Source organism: Aestuariirhabdus sp. LZHN29 (assembly GCF_049985285.1).
In the GTDB taxonomy this organism is placed as follows: Bacteria; Pseudomonadota; Gammaproteobacteria; order Pseudomonadales; family Aestuariirhabdaceae; genus Aestuariirhabdus.
Genome location: NZ_JBNIEU010000001.1, coordinates 289,756 through 308,588 on the forward strand (window position 1 = coordinate 289,756; position 18,833 = coordinate 308,588).

15 protein-coding genes are annotated in these 18,833 nt (G+C 58.2%); 8 read left to right on the forward strand and 7 right to left on the reverse strand.

The genetic code is table 11. The features are described 5' to 3' along the window. Positions 1 to 129 precede the first annotated feature (129 nt). Positions 130 to 1,758, reverse strand: a complete 1,629-nt coding sequence (locus ACP3PW_RS01390; protein WP_426414861.1) for a long-chain fatty acid--CoA ligase — start codon at positions 1,756 to 1,758, stop codon at positions 130 to 132. Positions 1,759 to 1,897: 139 nt separating this feature from the next. Between ACP3PW_RS01390 and ACP3PW_RS01395 the strand changes: the two genes are divergently transcribed. The 5 genes from ACP3PW_RS01395 (at position 1,898) to ACP3PW_RS01415 (ending at position 9,243) form a co-directional block, all read left to right on the forward strand. Next, a complete protein-coding gene (locus ACP3PW_RS01395) occupies positions 1,898 to 3,034 on the forward strand; it encodes a methyltransferase (RefSeq protein WP_426414862.1) in 1,137 nt (378 codons plus the stop codon). Between the two features lie 95 nt (positions 3,035 to 3,129). Beyond that, positions 3,130 to 4,422: an NCS2 family permease gene (locus tag ACP3PW_RS01400; protein ID WP_426414863.1), complete on the forward strand. Its 1,293-nt coding sequence runs from the start codon at positions 3,130 to 3,132 to the stop codon at positions 4,420 to 4,422. Positions 4,423 to 4,426: 4 nt separating this feature from the next. Further along, complete coding sequence (trmA, locus tag ACP3PW_RS01405) at positions 4,427 to 5,515, forward strand: tRNA (uridine(54)-C5)-methyltransferase TrmA (RefSeq protein WP_426414864.1); 1,089 nt, start codon at positions 4,427 to 4,429, stop codon at positions 5,513 to 5,515. A gap of 207 nt (positions 5,516 to 5,722) precedes the next feature. Next, positions 5,723 to 8,137, forward strand: coding sequence for an AAA family ATPase (locus ACP3PW_RS01410; protein ID WP_426414865.1), 2,415 nt, complete (start codon positions 5,723 to 5,725; stop codon positions 8,135 to 8,137). Positions 8,138 to 8,160: 23 nt separating this feature from the next. Continuing rightward, positions 8,161 to 9,243, forward strand: coding sequence for a GGDEF domain-containing protein (locus tag ACP3PW_RS01415; protein ID WP_426414866.1), 1,083 nt, complete (start codon positions 8,161 to 8,163; stop codon positions 9,241 to 9,243). Between the two features lie 724 nt (positions 9,244 to 9,967). On the opposite strand, the gene ACP3PW_RS01420 is transcribed toward ACP3PW_RS01415, so the two are convergent. Further along, positions 9,968 to 11,050, reverse strand: coding sequence for an alcohol dehydrogenase family protein (locus tag ACP3PW_RS01420; RefSeq protein ID WP_426414867.1), 1,083 nt, complete (start codon positions 11,048 to 11,050; stop codon positions 9,968 to 9,970). A gap of 108 nt (positions 11,051 to 11,158) precedes the next feature. Further along, complete coding sequence (locus ACP3PW_RS01425; RefSeq protein WP_426414868.1) at positions 11,159 to 12,652, reverse strand: sensor domain-containing diguanylate cyclase; 1,494 nt, start codon at positions 12,650 to 12,652, stop codon at positions 11,159 to 11,161. Positions 12,653 to 12,837: 185 nt separating this feature from the next. Between ACP3PW_RS01425 and ACP3PW_RS01430 the strand changes: the two genes are divergently transcribed. Further along, positions 12,838 to 14,196, forward strand: a complete 1,359-nt coding sequence (locus tag ACP3PW_RS01430) for an MBL fold metallo-hydrolase RNA specificity domain-containing protein (protein ID WP_426414869.1) — start codon at positions 12,838 to 12,840, stop codon at positions 14,194 to 14,196. 71 nt (positions 14,197 to 14,267) lie between these two features. Here ACP3PW_RS01430 and amrS read toward each other — a convergent pair whose 3' ends face one another. Continuing rightward, positions 14,268 to 15,359, reverse strand: a complete 1,092-nt coding sequence (amrS, locus tag ACP3PW_RS01435) for an AmmeMemoRadiSam system radical SAM enzyme (protein WP_426414870.1) — start codon at positions 15,357 to 15,359, stop codon at positions 14,268 to 14,270. Between the two features lie 123 nt (positions 15,360 to 15,482). Here amrS and amrB point away from each other — a divergent pair, with 123 nt between their 5' ends. Together amrB and amrA are read left to right on the forward strand one after the other, a co-directional pair. Beyond that, positions 15,483 to 16,268, forward strand: coding sequence for an AmmeMemoRadiSam system protein B (gene amrB / locus ACP3PW_RS01440; RefSeq protein WP_426414871.1), 786 nt, complete (start codon positions 15,483 to 15,485; stop codon positions 16,266 to 16,268). After that, positions 16,246 to 16,836 carry an AmmeMemoRadiSam system protein A gene (gene amrA, locus ACP3PW_RS01445; RefSeq protein ID WP_426414872.1) on the forward strand — a complete coding sequence of 197 codons (591 nt, stop codon included), beginning with the start codon at positions 16,246 to 16,248 and terminating at the stop codon, positions 16,834 to 16,836. Before amrB ends, amrA begins: the two co-directional genes overlap by 23 nt. Before the next feature lie 9 nt (positions 16,837 to 16,845). Here the strand turns inward: amrA and ACP3PW_RS01450 are convergent, their stop codons facing one another. The 3 genes from ACP3PW_RS01450 to ACP3PW_RS01460 form a co-directional block, all read right to left on the reverse strand. After that, positions 16,846 to 17,406: a hypothetical protein gene (locus ACP3PW_RS01450; RefSeq protein ID WP_426414873.1), complete on the reverse strand. Its 561-nt coding sequence runs from the start codon at positions 17,404 to 17,406 to the stop codon at positions 16,846 to 16,848. 108 nt (positions 17,407 to 17,514) lie between these two features. Then, entirely contained in the window at positions 17,515 to 18,420 is a 906-nt protein-coding gene (locus ACP3PW_RS01455; RefSeq protein WP_426414874.1) for an AEC family transporter, read from the reverse strand. Positions 18,421 to 18,498: 78 nt separating this feature from the next. After that, positions 18,499 to 18,645 (reverse strand): hypothetical protein, encoded by a 147-nt coding sequence (locus ACP3PW_RS01460; protein WP_426414875.1) that lies wholly within the window; start codon positions 18,643 to 18,645, stop codon positions 18,499 to 18,501. Positions 18,646 to 18,833 lie beyond the last annotated feature (188 nt).

Genomic DNA, 18,833 nt, shown 5'->3' on the forward strand with positions numbered 1-18,833 from the left:
CGTATGGGATGCATAGTAGCAACAAAAACCGTCGGAGACCCCACCCCTACCCCAGATTACTACCCCCTAAGGGGCACACCATGAACGTTAGGGAGATTCCACTCGCGGTTGCCGCCGGAACGCCACGGGTCAGGATCCGGAGTTGATAAGGAATTCGGCATACTGCTGGCGCAATTCCACTTTGCGCAGCTTGCCGGTGCCGGTGTGGGGAAGTTCATCCACCACAATAATCGCATCGGGCATCCACCATTTGGCGACCCGACCTTCGAGCGCTGCGCGTAGTTCGCTTTCATCGTACTCCCTGTCCTGTTTGAGCGTGACCAACATAATCGGGCGCTCATCCCACTTCAGGTGGCGTGCACCGATCACGCAGGCCTCGTTCACAGCCTCGTAATTAAGTGCCGCATTTTCGAGGTCTACCGAGCTGATCCACTCGCCACCGGATTTGATCACATCCTTGCTGCGATCGACGATCTTGAGATACCCCTCGGGGTTGATCACCGCCACATCACCGGTATCAAACCAACCGTCCGCAAAGTTGTCATTACCCTCGTCCTTGAAGTAACTGGACAACACCCAGGGGCCCCTTACTCGCAGGCTACCCCGGCTCTCGCCGTCGTGGGGAACCCGGTCATCGTTAGCATCGAATATCCCGATCTCCACCCCAAACATCGCCCGTCCGGCGGTTGCCTGCAGGTCGTAGCGCGCCTCGGGATCGAGTTGTTCCAGCTGCGGGGTAGGGATGGCCGCCGTCGCCAACGGACTGGTCTCGGTCATCCCCCAGATTCCCATCCAGTAGACGTTATAGCGTTCAGCGTAAAGCTTGACCAACGCCCGTGGAGAAGCCGCTCCCCCCACACCAACCAGCTTAAGCGAATCGATCTTCTTGCCCGACGCCTCAAGGTAATTGTGCAATCCGAGCCAGACGGTAGGCACCGCGTAGGCTTTGTCCACCGATTCCCCTTCGATCAACTCTTGCAGCGAGGCTCCATCCGTACTGGGACCGGGTAGCACCAGCTTGGCTCCGTAGAGCGGAGCCGAAAAGGGTACGCCCCAGGCGCACACGTGGTACATCGGTACCACCGGCATCACACAGGTGCGCTCGCTGAAATCGAGGTACTGGGAGCCACCGCTCATCATCGCGTGCAACACGCTGGAGTGGTGGTCGTAGAGCACCCCCTTGGGGTTACCCGTGGTACCCGAGGTGTAACAGAGGCCTGAGGCATCGGTTGCCTCGAGGCGGGGCCACTCAAACTGGTCGTTTTCGGCCGCCAGCAAGGTTTCGTAGCAATAGAGGGGAGCCAGAGAGGTCTCTGGCATATCCGCAGCATCACAGTTGACGATAAAGCCTCGCACACAGGGAATCTGTTCGCGAACCTCCTCCAGCAGGGGGACAAATGGCGCATCAACGAAGATATAACCATCTTCGGCGTGGTTGATGATGTAGTGCAACTGCTCGGCAAACAAACGCGCGTTCAGCGTATGCACCACCGCGCCATAGCCCGAGATGCCGTAGTAGAGTTCCAGGTGACGGTAGTTATTCCAAGCCAGGGTCGCGACGCGATCTCCCCGCTGCACCCCAAGCCTTGCCAGGACATTCGCCAGCTGGCAGCTACGACGGTAAGCATCGGCATAGCTGTAGCGGTGGATCGTCCCCTCATTGGTACGGCTGACCACCTGCTGTTGCGGGTAACGCTGCATGGCGTTCTTGAGGATATCGCTGGTCAGCAGGGGCACCTGCATCATGCGGCCTTTCATCAATCGATCTCTCCTTGTCCGGGGCGAATCACACCCGGGAACCTATTATTAGTTCGGGCAACGCTAGCAGTCAGCTGGCGACTTCAGTACCGTACTTTAGTACGATAGCGCCCTTCGATCACCTCCCCGATGCGCCGCCATGGAAACCCGTCACACAAACCCCTTTGCCCGCCTTGAACTGCAGCGCCTACCCCACTCCCGTCAGGGCTCGCTGCGGGCCTGGGATGCGGCCGATGATTTTTTGCTGCAGCAACTGGCCGACGAGGGGCCTTTACCTGCCGCGCCAGCGTTGGTGCTCAACGACAGCTTTGGCGCCTTGACGTTGTCGCTGGCCTCCCAGGGTATCACTGTGCTACTGCAAACGGACTCCTGGCTCAGCGCCAAAGGTGCCCTGCGCAACGCGGCCCATAACGGCATCGACGCAAGCGCACTGGTGGTGCAAACGCCCCTGCAACCCCTCCAGGGCACCTTTGCCACGGTACTGATCAAGGTCCCCAAGACCCTCTCGCTGTTGGAATACCAGCTGCGCCAGTTGCGCCCCCATATCGACGCTAACACCCGCATTATAGCCGCGGGCATGGTGCGCAACATCCACCGCTCGACCCTGCAACTGTTCGAGCAGCTGATCGGTCCTACCCGCACCTCGCTGGCACGAAAAAAAGCGCGCCTGGCGTTCGCAACTCTGGGAGACAGCCCCTCGCCCGCAGCGGGTCCGACACCGGGGTACTCGCTGGCGGAGGAGTCGCTGGAGATCACCAACTTCGCCAACCTGTTTTCCCTCGACCAACTGGATATCGGCAGCCGCTTTTTCCTGCCCTATATTCCCGCGAGTGAGTTTGCGCACCGCATCGTCGATCTCGGCTGCGGTAACGGTTTGCTGGGGCTGATCGCCGCACGACGCAACCCCTTGGCCGAGGTACTGTTTCGCGACGAATCCGCACTGGCGGTCGCCTGCGCCGAGCACAACTGGCATCAAAACCTGGGCGACAACGGAAATGCCCGCTTCGAGCAGGGGGACTGCCTGCAGGGCATTGAGCCTGCCAGCGCCGACCTGATTCTCTGCAACCCTCCCTTCCACCAACAGCACGCGGTGGGGGACCAGATTGCCCAGCAGATGTTCCGTCAGGCCCACCGCTGCCTGCGGGTCGGGGGCGAGCTGCGCATCGTTGGTAACCGTCATCTCGGCTATCATCAATCCCTACGGCGACTGTTCGGCAACGTCGAACAACTCGGCAGCAACAGCAAGTTCGTGGTCCTGGCGGCGCGACGCACCTAGGGCGGCAGCACTCTGTGGCGCGCATTGCCCTTTTAAAACAGTACAATTGGTGTACACTGCGCGCCTTTTCAATATCGCACTAGCGGGAACCTGCCATGCTTGAGGCTCTGTTCAAACTCAGGGAGCACCACACCACCATCAAAACCGAGTTGGTGGCAGGCTTCACCACCTTCCTGACGATGGGTTACATCATCTTCGTTAATCCCAGCATGCTCGCCAGCGCGGGGATGGACGCGGGGGCCGTATTTGTCGCCACCTGTGTTGCCGCCGCCATCGGCTGCTTTATCATGGGTTTTTACGCCAACTACCCGATCGCCCTAGCACCGGGCATGGGCCTCAACGCTTTCTTTACCTACACCGTCGTTGGTGAAATGGGGTATAGCTGGGAGGTCGCGCTGGGTGCAGTATTCCTGTCGGGCTGCTGTTTTTTCCTGCTCAGTATTTTTCGTATTCGCGAGTGGATCATCAACAGCATCCCCATGTCCCTGCGGATGGGTATCGCCGCCGGAATCGGCCTATTCCTGGGCTTTATCGCCCTCAAAAATGCCGGCTTTGTGGTGGACAGTCCCGCCACCTACGTCTCCCTCGGTGACCTGAGCCTGTTTCCACCGATCATGGCCACGTTGGGATTTTTTCTTATCGTCGCCCTGGCCCAACGCGGTATTACCGGCGCGGTGATGATCGGCATCCTTGCCGTTACCCTCACCAGCCTGGCACTGGGTGAAGTTGAACCCAACGGATTCTTTGCCGCGCCCCCGAGCCTCGCCCCGACCTTCGCCGCACTCGATATCGAGGGTGCAATGCAGATCGGACTCATCAGCATCATTTTCGCGTTCCTGTTTGTGGATCTGTTCGACACCTCCGGCACCCTGATCGCGGTTGCCCAGAAGGGCGGCCTGGTCACCAAAGAGGGCAAGCTGCCCCGCCTCGGCAGAGCGCTGATGGCCGACAGCATGGCCACCATGGGCGGCGCAGTGCTGGGCACCTCGACCACCACCAGCTACATAGAGAGCGGGGCGGGTATCGCCGCAGGGGGACGTACCGGACTGACCGCCGTTACCGTCGGCTGCCTGTTTCTGGGCTGCCTTTTTCTCTCCCCTCTGGCCGGCATGATCCCGCCCTACGCGACCGCACCGGCGCTGTTTTTTGTCGCCGTACTGATGAGTAGCGGGCTGGCCACCATCGACTGGGAAGATCTAACTGAATCTGCACCGGTTGTGATCGCGACCATCACCATGCCGCTTACTTTTTCAGTCAGTACCGGCATAGCCCTGGGATTTATCTCCTATACCGGCATCAAGTTGCTGGCGGGTCGTTGGCGCGACCTCAATCCGGCGATGGTGATCATCTCCGTTCTGTTTATCCTCAAAATGGCTTTCCTGGACTAACGCTATGACACTGGGCCGTACCTACCCCGAGCAGTATTCCCAACAACTGGACCAAAAAGCAGACCAGCTTAAAACCCAGTTTGCCGACCTGCAACCGCCAGCGCTGGAAGTGTATGCCTCAAAGCCTGAACACTTTCGCATGCGCGCCGAGTTCCGTATCTGGCACGAAGGCGAACAGAGCTTCTACTCCATGCACGACCCCGAACAACCGGGAAAGCCCGTGCAGATTGACGATTTCCCAATCGCCAGCAAACTTATCAATGGGCACATGCAACCGCTTCTCGACGCGGTCTGCGGCCAGCAGATACTGCGCCACCGACTGTTTCAGGTCGAGTTCCTCAGCACCCAGTCCGGTGAACTCCTGATCACATTGCTCTACCACAAGCGTCTCGATGACGCCTGGATCGAGGCCGCCACCGAACTGCGCGCACAGCTCGGGGTCGACCTGATTGGCCGTGCGCGCAAACAAAAAATCTGCCTGCATCGCGACTTCGTCGATGAGACCCTGTCGGTTGCCGGCCAGCCCTATCATTACCAACAGGTCGAAAACAGTTTTACCCAGCCCAATGCCGGCGTCTGCGAAAAAATGCTGGAATGGGCGCTGGAATCCACCCGGGGGGCACAGGGCGACCTGCTGGAGCTGTACTGTGGAAACGCCAATTTCACCGTGGTTCTGGCGCAAAACTTTGCCCGCGTACTGGCCACGGAGATCGCCAAAAGTTCGGTCAATTCCGCACAGCTGAACCTTGCGCGTAACAACATTGAGAACGTTGAAATTGTTCGCATGTCCAGCGAAGAGATTACCCAGGCGATAAACAAGGAACGCCCCTTCCGTCGCCTGCGCCAGATCGATCTGGACAGCTATAACTTCGGCACCATTTTCGTGGATCCCCCGCGTTCCGGGCTCGATCCTGAAACCGAAAAACTGGTGCAACGCTTCGAGCGTGTTGTCTATATTTCGTGCAACCCAGACACCCTGCGCCAAAACCTGGAAACCCTTTGCAAAACCCACCGGATTCAACGCTTCGCCCTGTTTGACCAGTTCCCCTACTCCCATCATCGGGAAGCCGGAGTGGTGCTGCAGCGCCGCTAAATAACGCGATCGGTCGCAAGCTCCCCCGTGCCGACACCAACAGTAGGGCGAACTCTCCGCCCTACCCAGGCTACCCTTACATTGGCCAGCCCATAACAGCGCCCCCGGAGCACAATCCAAAGGCGCCGTTTTCTGGTAGCATCAGCTATACCAAGACAAAAATTTTAGCCCTCCCACTCCGTCTCCGTTGAGGTGAAATCTGCCCGCATGATGTCGCACCCTACCCGCCTTGGCCCCCAGCAACTGAGCGCACCGGTTACCGCAAGCCAGTTTCCCTTCGCAACCACCGAAAAACTCAAACCCTATCTGGGTATCCTGGGACAAGAACGTGCCGTTACTGCTATTCAGTTCGGTGTAGCCATGCAACAAACCGGCTATAACATTTTTGTGATGGGAGACGAGGGCAGCGGACGCGCCTCCTTCGTGAACGAATTTCTCCAGAGCGAGGGTAAGCGCCAACACACCCCGTCGGACTTTCTTTACGTCAATAACTTCGACAATCCGCGCAAGCCGTTAATGCTGGAACTACCCGCAGGCACTGCCACTCGATTGCAAAACGACATACAACAGCTAATCAGCAGCCTGCTCGACACCTTCCCCGTGGCATTCGAACACCCCAGTTACCAGCAACAGAAAGGGGTGATAGAGCGTACCTTCAACCGCCAATACGATCAGGTGATCGATGCCATCGAAAAAGAGGCGGTCCAACGTAATATCGCCCTCTACCGGGACGCCAATACCGTCAGCTTCACCCCGATGTTCGAAGGGCGCGCCATGGAGGAAGCAGAGTTTTCCCAGCTCCCCGAGGAGGAGCGTGAAGCCTTTCACCAACACATCAATGAGCTGGAAGAGATGCTCAACACCGCGTTGCTACCCCTGCCCCAATGGAAGCGTGAATCCTCCGAACAGTTTCGCAAGCTGACCCAACAGACCATCTCCCGTGCCATCGCGCCCTTGATTGAGCCACTGGAGAAACGTTACCGCGACATACCTAGCCTGCTTACCTACCTCAAGCGGATGCGCAAGCAACTACAGCGCCTGATTCCGGAAAAACTGTTCGATGAAAAAAGTCAGGAGATGCGCGAAGCTCTTGAGAGCCGAGTACTGTTGGAGGAGGAACTGAACCCCAACATCATGGTATCGAGAGCCCCCTCATCGGGAGCGCCCGTCATCCATGAACCCCACCCCAGCTACAAAAACCTGTTTGGCCGCGTCGAATACTCCGGCGACATGAGCGCCATTAACACCAGCTACCGGCAGGTATGTAGCGGTAGCCTGCACCGCGCTAATGGTGGTTTTCTCATTATCGAAGCCGAAAAACTATTACAGGAGCCCTTCGTCTGGGACGCACTCAAACGAGCGGTCAAGGAACGCCGCCTGCAGATGGAGTCCCCCTATAGCGAGCTCGGCATCGTCACCAGCATCACCCTCGACCCCGAACCGATACCCCTGCACACCAAGGTGGTGCTGATTGGAAATCGTTCTACCTACTACCTACTGCAACAGCTTGACAGTGATTTCAGCGCCCTGTTTCGGGTACTGGCTGATTTTGATGACCGCATACATCGTGAGGAAGAGTCACTACTCGCCTTTGCCCGGCTGATGCAAACATTTGCCGAGCGCGAGCAGTTTGCCCGACTCAGTGCCGATGCCGTCGCTCGATTAGTCGAGTACAGCTGCCGCCTGGCGGAGCACCAGCAATACCTGAGCGCCCAGTTCAATCGCATTTTCAACCTGCTGGGTGAAGCGGACTTTGTGCGCCGCCTGGCCGACGATGAGATACTGCACGCGACCCACATAGAGCGTGCAATCAAGGCTCAGGAGGAGCGTTCCAATCGCGTCAGTGGACTGCAACTGGAACAGATCAACGACGGCACCGTACTGATCAACACCGACGGCAGCAGCATCGGCAAGATCAACGCACTGACGGTGTACCATCTTGGTGAAAACCAGTTTGGTACACCGGCACGCATCACCGCGACCGTCTACCCTGGCTCCCGCGGCGTTGTCGACATCGAACGCGAGGTCAGCCTCGGCCAGGCACTGCACTCCAAGGGTGTGATGATTCTGAGCGGTTACCTGGGCCAGCGTTACGCGCGCCACTTCCCGCTGGCGATCTCCGCCAACCTGGCCATGGAGCAATCCTACGGCCTCATTGACGGCGACAGCGCCTCGCTGGCCGAACTCTGCTGCCTGCTGTCGGCCATAACCGAGGCGCCTATTCGTCAATCGCTGGCCATCACCGGATCGGTCAACCAGTATGGCGAAGTGCAGGCCATTGGCGGCGTCAACGAAAAGGTCGAGGGCTTCTTCGATCTGTGCAAGGTGCGCGGGTTCACGGGCAAGCAGGGAGTGATCATTCCTCGCGCCAATCGCGTTAACCTGATGCTGCGCCAGGAAGTGATCGACGCGGTAGCGGCCGAGCGCTTTCATATCTATGCGGTTGGCGAGGTTGACGAGGCCATGGAGTTACTCACGGGCGTCAACGCCGGCATCGTCGATGAAAGCGAAGCCTACCCTGAAGGCAGTATTAACGCCCTCGCAACGACACGATTACGGGAGATCAGCGCCTGCAGCCACCGGCATCAGGATCGACCCGAAACCGGCGAAAACAGGAGTTAACCAATGGCAGGATCACACAACCGATGACCCGCGACACTATTCTGAATTTGGGAGTTGAATGCCTGCAACCTGGGCAGTCGCCTTACAAGGTTCGGGTCACCAATCTGGTGTCGCTCATCACCAGCGTAATCGCGTCAGGGTATCTCCTGTACTACTGGTTTGAACTGAACTCAATCGCACTGGGTTTGGTAAACCTGGGGTTTGTTATCGCCTATCTGGCCCCGTTATGGTTAATGCAGCGAGGGTTGATACGCAGCGCCAAAGCCTGGTTTTTTGCCGTACTTATGTTGCACCTGCTGGTGTTGACCACGGTGATCATGAACCGCGACACCGGCATTCACCTCTATTACTTCCTCGTGCCTGCGGGGGTATTTCTGTTTTTTGAGCGAAACGAGCGCATTCTATGCCTGGGCTTTAGCCTGGCGGCAGTGGTCCTGTTTATAATCTGCGAGCGGTTCGGTGACCACACCCCGATGATCCCACTGAGCGAGGAGCAAACGCGATGGCTGTTTCGGTCCACGGTAATCGTCTGTCTGCTTGAGGTGTATGTCGTCATGTCGGTGTTCACGCGGGAGATCGAACAACGGGAAAACCGGCTACACCATCAGGCCAGCACCGACCCGTTAACTGGCCTCGCCAACCGGCGCACACTGCTGCAGCAGGGCGATATCCTGTGTGAAGGCGCGCTGCGCTACGGCCAGCCGCTGGCTTTGCTATTGATGGACGTCGATCACTTTAAACAGGTCAACGATCGCTATGGCCACAGCGCCGGAGATGCCGTGCTAGTGAGTCTGTCCGACCTGATGGTTCAGGCCTGCCGCAGTAGCGACCTGGTCGCCCGCTACGGTGGTGAGGAGTTCGCCATCCTGCTCCCGGGTTCGGACCAGCAGCAGGCGCTACGGGTCGCGGAAAAGATACGTTGCCTTATCGAATCCCACCCGATCGATATCGCTGACGACAACCAGATTAGCTGTACCCTCAGCATCGGCCTAACCTGTATCAGCGAATCCCGCCACTGCTTTGCCCAGCTATTGATTAATGCCGACAAGGCACTGTATCAGGCCAAACAGGCGGGCCGTAACAGAGTCGAGTGCTTGGACCACTAGCCCCCCTCTACTCCCGCGGTGGCAGAGACTATGGCGCGATAATTTTTTACCTGACGGCAGGGGTATGGTCGCAAAGGAGTCCAAAGGGTAGGCATGTAGAGTTGCACCCAGGCCGTATCAACGCTGTTGGTTTCTGTGTTCTTTGCCGCGTTGGGTTGCATGGCCATCTACAACAACATATGCCGCGTGGCCTAATGCAATATAATCAATCAATTAGGAATGCTACTTCATGGCTGGGACGCATAAAGAAATATGCGTCCCTTGTTTCAGCATTGTATTTACCAGGTGAATTACATAGATAATGACAAGCGTATGCATCTATTGTGGAAAAGATAAACCAAAAGCTCTAACTGAATGTGGGGAATGCTCAAGAATTCCCAACTCACATACTGATGTTATTCATTCAATTATTGTGTCGCATAGCGAAGCAGAACCGTACTTGAATTTTTTAAGTATCGATGAGATTGAAGTCATCAGGAAATCTATAATTAGTGGCTCGCCGATCAAAGTAGAACAGGACACCTTTAGGCTGGCCGAAGAAGCCTATAGCGCGGTGAAATCCTTGGGAAGTCCGCAGGCTCTAAAGTATTTTTCAAAAATATCGCATCCTGTGGTAGGGCTGCTATTGTTACTGTTCGTAGTATTTGTACTAGCGGGGGCGTAACGGCAACCAGATCGCATACCGCTCCGCCCTTTACCAGACCCGCTGCACCACCGGTACCCCTCACTCCTCAGGAATCAATACCAACTTTCCCGTGTGCGCCTTGCGCAGAAAATCTTCCTGCGCCTGCGCTATCTCCCGCAGCGGATAGCTTTTGGCCAGAGCCGGAAGAATCTCGCCGCGTTCAATATAGCCGACCAGATTGGGGAACACCTGGGGGTCGAGCATGGTGCAGCCGAAGAAGCTCAGGTCCTTCAGGTAGAGGGTGCGCAGATCCAGGCTCACTATGGGTCCGCCGATGGCGCCGGAGACCGCGTATCGCCCCTTTGGCTTCAGCGTCTCGAGCAGCAGGGGCCACTGCTCGCCGCCGACCAGATCCACCACCACGTCGACGCATCCCGAACCCAGCGCGGCCAGTAGGTCTGCATCCCGAGGAATTACCCGTTCGGCGCCCAGCGCCAATACGTCATCGGCTTTCGACGCTGCCGCCAGCGCAATCACGCGGGCACCGCGCCGCTTGGCCAGCTGCACCGCCGCCGAGCCCACACCGCCGGACGCGCCGGTGACCAACAGGGTTTCCCCCGCCTTGAGGTCGGCACGGGTCAGCAGATTTTCCGCGGTGGAATAGGAGCAGGGGATTCCGGCTAACTCGGCGTCGCTCCAGGTGCAATCGATAGGGTAGCTGTTGACCGCCGGTGCCGTGGCGTACTGGGCAAATCCGCCATCGCATTCGGAGCCGATGTAGCAAAACTCCGCATCTCCCTGAGGCAGACAGGGTTCGACCAGCACTCGCTCACCGATCCGGCGGGCGTCGACGCCACCCCCCACCGCAACAATCCGCCCGCAGATATCGGCGCCCTGGATGCGGGGAAATTGCAACGCGCCGGACCAGGCTCCGTCGGAGAGATCACTGCTATCGGTTCCCGCTTCGCTGGCGTTACCGACCGTGCCCTCGGTAACGGTTTTCGAGTACCAGCCGATCCGCGTGTTGATATCGGTATTGTTGACTCCGGCCGCGCCGACGCGGATCAGTACCTCGCCGGGCCCGGGAACCGGTACCGCAACATCTTCCCGGTAGCAGAGTTTGTCGTAACCGCCGTGTCCGGTGAGATGGACGGCGTGCATGGTTTGCGGCATGTTGGGCATTCGCTGGACTCCTGCAGGTGTCTGCTCCGGGAAAAGGGCCGTCGTTGGATCTGGCAACGCGGGACGGAGGAGGCGAATGCTAACCCGCGAGGCGTCAGGAAACCACCTCTAGCTAACGGCGGAGCTACCGCTGCCAGCGCTAACCGGAACCACCGTGGAGGCGCTACTTACCACCTGGTTGCGCCCCTGGCGCTTGGCCTCGAACATGGCTCCGTCTAGCCGATGGATCAGCTCCAACGGGGTCTCGACCAGATTGTACTGGGCCGCACCGACACTGATGGAGGTGGTAATACTGTTGCCCTTGACGCTGAACTGGCGCTCGTCGATCGAACTCCGCAAATTTTCAGCGATGCGTTCGGCCTGTTCCAGATCGCAATCAGGCAGCAGCACCATAAACTCCTCTCCGCCCCAGCGGCACAGGGTATCGCTCTGGCGGATGCGGTTAGCGGTTTCGTCAGCCACCATTTTCAGCACCGCGTCGCCGGCCAGGTGTCCGTATTGGTCGTTGACCTGCTTGAAATAATCGATATCGAACAGCAGCAGCGAACAGGTACTGCCTCGGCGTTGTGCCTCCTGCAGGCTCCTCTGGAACAGCAGGTCGAACACCTGCCGATTGGCGGCACCGGTCAGTTTATCGGTACTCGCCATCTCCTCCAGCCGCTTCTGATAGCGACCGAAGGTCAGGTAGGCCAACACCAGCACCAGCGCCGTTACCGCCAGGCTCAGTAGCAGATTGCCCAGCAAGGTACTGAGCAGGCGCTCCTCGGCGGCGGCATCGTGCTGCTCGACCACCAGAATCCAGTCAAACTCGGGCACCAGGCGGCTGTTGACCAGCACCGTCCCCTCCGCCTGTGAATAGCTCAGCGAACTGCTCGGCGAGGCGAGGATGCGCGGAGCCAAGCTGGCGATACCAGGGCGCTGGTGCAGCGATTCGCTGCCCTCGAAGCCGCTGCCATGGAGGGTGACCTGGCCCTCGCGATCGACGAAATAGACCCGCCGCTGGTAGCGCTGCTGATAGCGCTCGATCAGGGTCTTGACGGAATCCACCGCCAGGCCGACCCCGGTCACCCCGATCGGCTGGCCTGCGAAGTCGTACACCCGATAGTTCACAAACACCACCGTACTGCCGCTGTCAGCGGTATCGCTGTCGACATTGATCTCGAACGCCTCCGCGGGGGGCAGCTCGCGTACGCGGAAATACCAGGCATCGCGAGGGTCGCTCTCGGAGAGGGTCTTGAGCACACCGGTGGAGTGGTAGTAGCGACGGGTTTGATCCGACACGAAGAAGCTGGTGACGGTGTCGTACTGGGTTTGAATCTCGTTGAGATAGCGCACCAGCGACGTCGGATCCTGCTCCCCGGACAGAGCCCAGTCACGCACGAAGGTGTCCTGGGCCATCAGGGAGGAGATAAAGATCGGTTGCAGCAGGTCGCGCTGAATCTCGGAATAGATGTTATCGCTGGTCAACGGCAGGGTCGATTCGGCAATCTGTTCGTGCACCGAATCGTGGGCGACCCGGTAGCTTAGCCAACTGGTCAGCAAAAAGCCGCCCAGCAGCAGGAATGAAAGAATCAAAATTAATCGGTTTCTATCGCTACTCACACACCGCTCCGCCTTCTACCGGTCCCCCTGCGCCGCCGGCGCCCGTAGCACAGGAGTGTATCAGTATCCCGTGCCACACTACACCACCATCGTCACCCGCACCTCCCCACATCAATACGCCTTTGTGCGCTCTGTGCTATACCTGAATGGCTGGCAAAACCAGCTCGGCAAGGGAGGGGTTAACCATGGATCTCACATTTCTCGGCGCTGCCGGAACCGTCACCGGCTCCAAATACCTACTGCACCATAGCGACTGCCAATACCTGATCGACTGCGGCCTCTATCAGGGAGTTAAAAACCTGCGCCAGCGCAACTGGCAAGCCTTGACGCTGCCTCCCGGCAACATCCGTTCGGTGCTGCTCACCCATGCCCATATCGACCACAGCGGGTATCTCCCGGCGCTGGTCAAGGGCGGCTACAAGGGAAAAATATATTGCAGCAGCGCGACCTTCGAACTATGCAAGGTGCTGCTTCCCGATGCCGGCTATCTGCAAGAGGAGGATGCTCGCTACGCTAACAAACGAAAATTCTCCCGCCACGCCCCCGCCGAGCCACTGTTCACGGTGGAGGATGCCCACAGGGCGCTAAAGCAGTTTCATCCGCTGCGCTTTGGCGAAACCCTGCCACTGCACGCCGGCCTGAGCGCGGAGTTCTCCCCCGTGGGGCACATTATTGGTGCCAGCTGCATCAAAATCAGCGATAAACAGACCTCGGTTCTGTTCAGCGGCGATGTTGGCCGCCAGCACGACCCGATGATGTACCCACCACAACCCGTTATCGGTGCCGATTATCTGGTGGTTGAATCCACCTACGGCGACCGACGCCATGGCTCCCAGGACCCCATCGCCATGCTGGAGACGATCATCAACGACACCGCAGAGCGCGGTGGTACCGTTCTGATCCCCAGTTTCGCCGTCGGCCGCGCCGAGCTGCTACTGCACTTTATCTGCGAGCTAAAGCGCCAGCAGCGAATCGTCGATATTCCGCTGTACCTCAATAGCCCCATGGCGATTACCGCCACCGAAATTCATAAGCAGTTCCACCACCTGTTCAGGCTCGATGCTGAACAATGCCAACAGATCGATGACTGCACCCACTACGTGCGCTCGGTTGAGGAGTCAATCGCCCTCAACGGAAAGAAAATGCCATGCATCATTATCTCAGCCAGCGGCATGGCCAGTGGAGGACGGGTTCTGCACCATCTCAAGGGACTGGTTTCAAACCATCGCAACAGCGTCGTCTTCGCCGGATTTCAGGCCCCCGGCACCCGCGGTGATGCGATGGTCAACGGCGCCGAAAAAATCAAGATCCACGGAGAATATTATCCCGTTAAAGCGCAGATCCACAGTCTGGAAAACCTCAGCGCCCACGGCGACTATTGCGAAATCATAGAGTGGTTGCGCCACTTCAAATCAGCTCCGAACCACACCTGGGTCACCCACGGCGAGCCTTCCGCCGCCGATGCCATGCGCCTGCACATTCAGGATGAGCTGGGCTGGAACGCATCGGTGGCAGAGTATCGGCAAACCGTGAGCCTGGGCTGATCCATGCTCCGGCAATCACATTACAGGTAACAGGAGATCCACAATACCGGGAGCCGAAACGGTATCTGACCTCAGTTTAGCGGCTCTATATGCAGCGGCTGACGCCGCGCCCCCCAATGCCCGGGGGAGGGTTCGAAGACACCGGGCAAGCGTTTACCGCAGTGAGTGCAACAGCCCTGGCTATCCAGCCCCCAGGCCCCCAACCGATACCAGTCGCGCTCAATCAACAGGGCACCGCAGTGACTGCACCAGCTGCTTCCTCCTTCAGGATCATGCACATTACCGGTATAAACATGATTAACTCCCGCTTTACGTGCAATGGTACGAGCTCGCGTTAATGTTGCGGGAGGTGTCGCCGGGGCCGACCGGAATTTCCAGTCGGGGTGGTAAGCGCTAAAGTGCAACGGCACATCGCCCCCTAATTCACCGACCACCCATTCGCTCAGCTCGGTCAGCTCACGGTCACTGTCATTCTCGCCCGGTATCAACAACGTGGTGATCTCCAGCCAAACCGAAGTTTCGCGCACGATATACTGCAGCGTCTCCAGTACTGGCTGCAGGTGTCCGCCGCAGAGTTTATAGTAGAAACGCTCATCGAACGCCTTGAGATCAACATTGGCCGCATCCAGCACGGAAAAAAAACGCTCACGAGGCTGCTCGCAGATATACCCTGCGGTGACGGCAACCGAACACACATTGTGTGCTCGGCAGGCTTCAGCAGTATCCACCGCATACTCCAGAAAACTCACTGGATCGTTGTAGGTAAAAGCCACCGAGCGACAGCCATGTCGCGCTGCGGTGGCGGCTAGCTCTGCGGGCATGGCGCGCTCGGATAACGCGCTCATTTCACGAGATTTACTCATATCCCAATTTTGACAGAATTTACACGCCAAGTTGCAGCCCGCGGTACCGAAGGAGAGTACCGGGGTGCCCGGCAAAAAATGGTTCAGGGGTTTCTTCTCTATCGGATCGATACAAAAGCCACTGCTACGACCGTAGCTGGTTAACCAGAGCTGATTCTGTTGACGCAAACGGACAAAACAGAGGCCGCGCTGTCCTTCGTGGAGTTTACACAGACGAGGACAAAGGTCGCATTGCAAGCGACCGTCATCAAGGGAGTGCCAATAGGCAACGGGAATGCAGTGTTGATCGGCTTGGGTCATCGATGCCTCCCCGCAGCGGGGACGTCTATAATCAGCTAAGGAACCCTACTAACAATAGCCCATTTACTGCATTGGGTGCCGATGTGCCCAGCCACGGCCTCAGGGCCCCATCGAGAGAAGCCTATGTCCCCTATACGCCCCGCGGCGGTTGCCGGTCTTTTTTATCCTAGCGATCCTGGAGAGTTAGCCACCGAAATCGACCAGTATCTCGCAGCGGCCACCGAACCTGATGAGCAACAAATCCAGCCCCGAGCGCTGATTGTTCCCCACGCCGGCACCCCCTATTCGGGGCCAGTGGCCGCCACGGCGTACCGGCGCCTTAAACGCTGGCGCGATCAGATTCATACTGTAGTGATGGTGGGGCCCTCACACCACGTTGCCTTTAAGGGCATCGCCCTGCCGGACTGCGATGCCTTTTCCACGCCACTGGGGGTGGTTGAACTGGACCACGAGCTCGCCACACGGCTGCCCGCTTCGGTGCACCCTAACGCCCTCGCGCACCGCGACGAACACAGCCTGGAGGTACAGCTGCCTTTTTTGCAGCGTGTACTGCCCCGTTTTCGTATCCTGCCCCTGCTGGTGGGCAACGCCCCCCCCGATGAGGTTGCAGCGGTGCTTAGCACCGTTTCGGGGGCGCCACACAGCCTGCTGTTGATCAGTACCGACCTCTCCCATTTCCACCCCTACGCCGAGGCCCAGCTGGCCGATGCGCGAACAAACGATCGTATTCTGGCCTTACGCCCGGAATTAGGCGGGCGCGATGCCTGCGGCTGCCGTGGCGTTAACGGGTTACTGACGCTGGCAGCCAGGCAGGGACTCAGCATCGAGTTGCTCGACCTGCGTAACTCCGGCGACACCGCCGGTTCCCGAGACCAGGTAGTGGGGTATGCCGCCTATGCCGTGCACTGATATAGAACTCCCAGCCGACGAACAACACCGTCTGCTGCTGCTCGCCCGCCAGGCCATAGCGGAACGCTGGCTTGACGGTGGCGACTGCAAAGATAAGCCGAGCACGGAGCCTGCGTTATTACAGCGACCCGCAGCCGCCTTTGTGACGCTCACCCAAAACGGCCGTCTGCGCGGCTGCATGGGGACCATGGATGCGCAAAGGGCACTGGCCCAGGAGGTGATCGAAGACGCCCGTTCGGCGGCCTTTCGCGACCTCCGTTTTCCTCCCCTGACGGAGGCCGAGCTCGATACCATCCGCATCGAAATCTCAATCCTCTCCCCTATGCAGCCGATCGCCGCCGCTAACCGGGAGCAGCTACTCAAGGCCCTGCGACCCGGAGTCGACGGCGTACTCATAGAGAGCGGAAACCAACATGCCACCTTCCTGCCTCAAGTCTGGGAACAACTCCCTGACGGGGATGATTTTCTGGATCACCTGCTGCGCAAGGCCGGACTCGACACCCAGCGCTGGGCGGACGATATGACGGCCTACTGTTATCAGGTACAGCACTTTTCCGAACCCGTGTAGGCCTTCCGTTCAGGCGCTATGCAGCAATGGCCATGCCTGCAGGCGCTCACGAACCTGCTGACCCAGCTGCTCGATATAGTCGGCCTGTAACAGCTCATCGCTCGCTAACTCCTGGTGCCCCTCATAGAGTTGGTGCATCCACTGGTGGGCCACCTCAAGCACAAGAAACATCGGCTCCAGCACCAACTGGCTTTCAAGATGATGGGAGGGATCAAAATGGGCGTGCAGGCGGCCACTGAACTCACGCACGGATTTGCGGTAATCGCTCCACTGTTGATAGTTAAACCCCGTAGCGCTGTAGACCTGTTGACGAAAGCCGGCACTCTCGGCGGTTAGGCGCTTCCAGGCTTCCTCACTGTTTTCCAGCGCAAACAGTTTGTTCCAATTGATAACGATAGTGCCAAGCAACGAAATACGCAGGTGCTCCACCAACAGCCGAGTCACCTCATCGTCGCTGACTACCGCCACAAGCTCCCGGTAGTAGATCATGTCCCGGATCGCGGTATCGAGGGTGTCAAACTGACTGCGCGCCTTGCGCAGCCACAGCGGGTCAAAGCTCTCTTCATTCATTGTTGGAATCCCTCCCTATTGCACTGCGACAGCAACCCTAACCTGAGTATAACAACCCCTGTAAGATCCCTTGTAACACCCCTGAGCGACCGCCGTTTTTGAGCGCAGCTATAACAGCACGCCCAGTAACAACGGCATGGTTAACATCGCCAACAGGGTTTGCGCGCTGATCAGAGCGGCCATCAAGGGGGCATCCCCACCCAGTTGACGGGCCAAAATATAGGCCGACGACGCGGTGGGCAGTACGGCCATAATGAGCAGTACGTCGCGGGTCGTGCCATCGGTTCCGGTGAGCAGGCAGAGCACCATGACAATCACCGGCAACACGACCAGTTTGACCAGACTCGACCAGATTAGCGCGACCGAGCCTCCGCGCAGGGCCGAGAGCTGGATGCCCGCCCCGACCGCCAGCAGCCCCATTGGCAACGCGGTTTGGCCAAGCAGCTGCATAAACAGCCCCAGGGCATCGGGCCAGGGCAGCTCCAGCAGGTTCCAGCCGATACCGATCACACAGGCCATGATCAACGGGTTGGTGAAAATTTGCCGTAGCACCTTCAAAGGAGTCGGTCGATCAGCACCCGCGTAGATCGCAAAGACGCCGATGCACAACAGGTTGATGAGTGGAATCATCAACGCGATCGTAACAGCCGCCACCGCAACGGCATCGTCGCCCAACAGCTGGCTGACCGTGGCCAGGCCAACATAGGTATTGAATCGAATTCCACCCTGATAGATGGAGGTAAAACGCGCTCCGGGCCACCCCATGAGCCGCTGCAGTAACAGCAACAGCACCGAGCCAGCCAGCAGAAAACTCACCACCAACACCGCGACCCGAGCCACGTCCACCGCCCCCGTTTCGGCGCTCGCCAACTTACCCACCAGCAGCGCGGGAAACAGCAGATAATAGGTCACTTTTTCGGCCTGGGGCCAAAAGCTGTCGCCAGGGAAACTTTTCCAGGACAGAAACATGCCCAGCAGAATCAGGCCAAATACGGGCAGTAACGCCGTGGTCATGGGCAGGGGGTCCTGTAATTGTAAAAGAATAGTAACTCAGTTTACCGTGGTCACTACCCACGGAGATAGTCACTCTGGCTAGAGATGATAATATTGGCGAATGCTCAGGTATTCGGGGTCTTCTGGAAAATCCTTAATCACGGTATCAAAGCACTCGACAACCGAAAAAGGTACCGTCTTTCGACTCAACATGAAACAGAGGTCGCCGGTGACTATGGCCGGCATCGGGTAACGCTCGATCCCTTATCGAGCAGTCCTAACGTCGACAGCAGTGCAGTTCCAGCGATCGTCTTCAGCAACACGCCATCGATACGCCCAGTTTTCGTCATGAGTCGCTTAAAAACCCCGCTATACCTTCAATGTTATAACGCCCAGATCCTCCCTTGCATACAAAAGGGGGTACGCTTTGCTTC